This window comes from Mitsuaria sp. TWR114, from assembly GCF_007997345.1.
The window spans coordinates 1-3,883 of sequence record NZ_VOSR01000437.1 but is presented as its reverse complement, the minus strand read 5'-3'; the positions used below and the strand labels follow the sequence as shown (position 1 = coordinate 3,883).

The window sequence follows — 3,883 nt, the reverse complement described above, 5'->3', positions numbered from 1 at the left end:
CGTAGGCGCCGCCGGCCTTGAGGATGGCCAGCACGCCGACCATCATCTCTATCGATCGATCGACGGCCAGTCCCACGCGCGAGTCCGGGCGCACCCCCAGCGCGATGAGGCGATGCGCGAGTCGGTTCGCGCGCTCATTGAGCTGACCGCGCGTCAGCGTGCTCTGCCCAAAGACCAGCGCCGGTGCATCCGGGTCCATCGCCGCTTGGCGCTCGATGAGGTGGTGCATCGGCACCGCCTCCGTCGCCTCATCGCTGTTGATGCTCAAGCGTTCCAGCCGCTCGAACTCCTCCGACGACATCAGCACCACATCCCCGACGGCTCGCTCCGGCGTCGCGCTGATCGCTTCCAGCATCGCCACGAGATGCCCCGCCATGCGCTCGATCGTGTCGACCTCGAACAGTTCGGCCGCGTAGCTGAAGCTCGCCTCGATGCCGCCGGTCGGCAGTTCGGTCGTGTGCAGCGTCAGCTCGAACTGCGCTTCGCGCTCGGCCAGCGCGACCGGCTCGATCTCGAGTCCCGGCAGCCGGCGTGCCGTCAGATCCTCCCCACGAAGGTGGTTGAACATCACCTGGAACAGCGGATGCACGCCCAGCGTGCGCGCCGGCTGGAGCGCCTCGACCAGTTGCTCGAACGGCAGGTCCGGATGGGCCTGCGCGCCGATCGCGGCTTCGCGAGTCTGCGCCAGCACCCGCGCCAGCGGCATCCGCGTGTCGATGCGGTTGTCCAGCACCTGCGTGTTGACGAAGAAGCCGACCACCGGCGCGATCTCCGGCCGGTCGCGGTTGGCGATGGGCACGCCGACGCGGATCTCCGACTGCGCGGTCCAGCGGCTCAGCACCGCCTGGAAGCCGGCCAGCAGCACCATGAACAGGGTCGCGCCCTCGTCGCGGGCGCGTTGGCGCAGGTGCGCCGACAGTGCCGGCGGCAGCGTCCAGGCGTGGCGCGCGGCCCGGTAGCGGCCGTCGGGCTGTCGCGGATGATCAGCTGGCAGCTGCAGCACGGGCTGCTCGGCGCCGAGCCGCTCGCGCCAGTAGTCCAGTTGGCGCTGCCACTCGGCGCCTGCCTGCCACTGGCGCTGCCACACCGCGAAGTCCGCGTACTGGATGGGCCAGGGCGCCAGCGTCGTCGCCTCGTCCCGCACGGCGGCGGCGTAGTCCGCGAAGACCTCGTCCACCACGATGCGCATCGACCAGCCGTCGGACACGATGTGATGCATCACGACGACCAGTTGGTGCCGATCGATGCCCTGCCGCAGCAGGCCGACACGGATCAGCGGACCGGTGGTCAGGTCGAACGGCGTCCGGACGAGCCGTCGCGCCTGCGCTTCGTCGGCAAGCAGGGTGAATGCCACCCCGGCCGTGCCGGGTGCTTGCACCCGCTGCTCCACCGCGCCGCCCTCGCCCAGCCGGAAGACGTGCGCAGCGATTCGTGCCGCCGCACCAGCGAATCGAAGCTGTTGCGTAGCGCGTCGACATCCAGCGCACCGTGCAGGTTCAGCGCGCCAGCGATGTGATACGCGGTGCTGGTCGGGTCCAGCTGCCACAGGAACCATTGACGCTGCTGCGCGAATGACAGCGGCATGCCGGCCGCACGGGCCTTGTCGCCCAGCGGCACGACGGCGGACCGCACGCTCGAGGTGATGGACGACGCAACGGACGGCGCGGTCGCAGCCCCTGCTGTGTCCGCGTGGATCTCCGCTACCACGCGCGCGAGCGCCGCCACCGTCGGATGCTCGAAGACATGCCGCGGCAGGAGGCGCCAGCCTCGCTGATGCCCCAACGCGACGACCTTGAGACTCAGGATCGAATCGCCGCCTGCGGCGAAGAAGTTGTCGCCGCGGCCGATCCGCGCCAAGCCCAGCACCTCGGCGAACAGAGTCGCCACGGCCGCTTCAATCTCTCCGCGAGGCGCCTCGAACACGTCGGCGATCTGCGGCTCCGGCGAAGGCAACGCGCGCCGATCGACCTTGCCGTTCGGGTTGAGCGGCAGGGCCTCCAGCACGACGACCGCGGCCGGCACCATGTAGTCGGGCAGCGTCCGCGCGACCTCAGCGATCACCGTGGCCGGGTCGGCCACACGGCCCTCTCTCGCGACGACATAGGCCACGAGCCGCGTGCCGCTCGCGCCCGGTGCGGCGACGACCACGGCGTCGCGCAGTTCCGGCTGGGTCTTGAGCGCGGCCTCGACCTCACCCAGCTCGATGCGGAACCCGCGCACCTTGACCTGGTGGTCGATGCGACCGAGGTACTCCAGCTCGCCATCGACGCCCCAGCGCACCAGATCGCCGGTGCGATACAGCCGCGAGCCCGGCGCGCCGAACGGATCGGCGACGAAGCGCTCGGCCGTCAGGCCGGCGCGGTCGAGGTAGCCGCGCGCCAAGCCGGTCCCACCCAGATAGAGCTCGCCCGGCACGCCGGCGGGGCATGGCGACAGATGGCGGTCGAGCACGCGGGCGGTCCGGTCACCGACGGGGCGACCGATCGGCACGGTCGGCCGGTCACCAAGGCGTTCGATCTCCTCGGCTGGAACGTCCCAGGCGCACGGCGTGATCACAGCCTCGGTCGGGCCATAGGAATTCACCAGGCGCCGCGGGAGGAAGGCGTCGCGCGCCGCGTGGAAGTCGGCGGCGGACCAGGCCTCGCCACCGGCGATGCACAGCCGAACCGGAAGCCGCCCGCCGGCGTGCTCAGCCGCGAGCTGCCGCAGATAGGCCGGCGGCAAGTGCAGCGCCGTCACGCCCTCGCGACGGACGGTGCGAGCGACCTCCTCGATCGACCAGCCGTCCCGCGGCAGCAACACGACGGCCGCGCCGTGGATCAGCGGCGCCATCCATTGCGAGCCGGCGGCGTCGAAGCTGATCGACGCGAACTGCAGCAGGCGATCCTCGTGGGTGAGCTCGAGCCGCTTGCCGATCGCCTGCAGGTGCATGGCCAGCGGCCCGTGCGCGACGGCCACGCCCTTGGGCCGGCCGGTCGAGCCGGAGGTGTAGATGACGTAGGCGAGCTGGTCGGCCGCGAGCGCCGGAAGCGGCAGCTCGTCGCACGCCGAAGCGTCGGGGCCGTCCGGTTGATCGATGCACAGCGTCGGCACGCCCTCGGACACCGGCATGCGATCGAGGACGTCGGACCGCGTGAGCAGCAGCGCGATGCGGCTGTCCTCGATCATGTGGCGCAGGCGCGCCGGCGGATACGACGGGTCCAGCGGCACGTAGGCGCCACCGGCCTTCAGGATGGCCAGCAAGCCGACGATCATGTCGAGCGAACGCGGCAGCGCCAGGCCGACGCGTGACTCCGGCGTCACGCCCCGCGCGATCAGCCGGCGCGCCAGGCGGTTCGCGCGCGCCTCCAGTTCCGCGCGGGAGAGCTGGCCGTCGCTGGCGATGACCGCGATCGCCTCGGGCCGCGCGTGAGCCTGCCGCTCGATGAGCTCAGGGACGGTCGCGGCCATCGACGCAGGGACCGATGCCGATGCCGATGCCGAGGTCGAGGTCGGAGTCGGCGCCCGCAACGTCGTCGCAGTCGCTGCGGCGACCGCCGCCTGAATCGCATCGCCGCCGCTCCATGCGTGCCACTGCGACAGCGCCGCCGGATCCAGACCACCGAGCTCGCACAAGGGCTGATCGGGGTCTTCGGCCAGCGCGCGCGTGACTTCCTCGACCGCGGCCAGCACCTGCGCCCCGATGGCCTCGGCATCGAGCGTCCGATCCACCTGCGCCACCAGCCCGAAGCCATCGCCGAAGTCGTCCACCGACAGCGCGAAGGGATAGTTGGTGCGCTCCTCGCCATCGAGCAGCCGCACGCCGTCCCCGTCGAGCACGGCGCTCACCGGCTGGCGGCGGCTGTGGCGGTAGTTCAGCAGCGCGGAGAACAGCGGCGTGCCG

Annotated in this window: 2 protein-coding genes; both read right to left on the bottom strand. The window is 71.5% G+C overall.

Annotated elements, in window-relative coordinates:
* Window positions 1-1,354: condensation domain-containing protein (locus FUT87_RS15940; RefSeq protein WP_186830568.1), on the bottom strand; the 1,354-nt coding region annotated here is incomplete at its 3' end.
* The coding region (locus FUT87_RS15935; protein ID WP_147241645.1) for a non-ribosomal peptide synthetase at window positions 1,288-3,883 on the bottom strand (2,596 nt) is incomplete at its 5' end. The genes FUT87_RS15935 and FUT87_RS15940, both read right to left, overlap by 67 nt.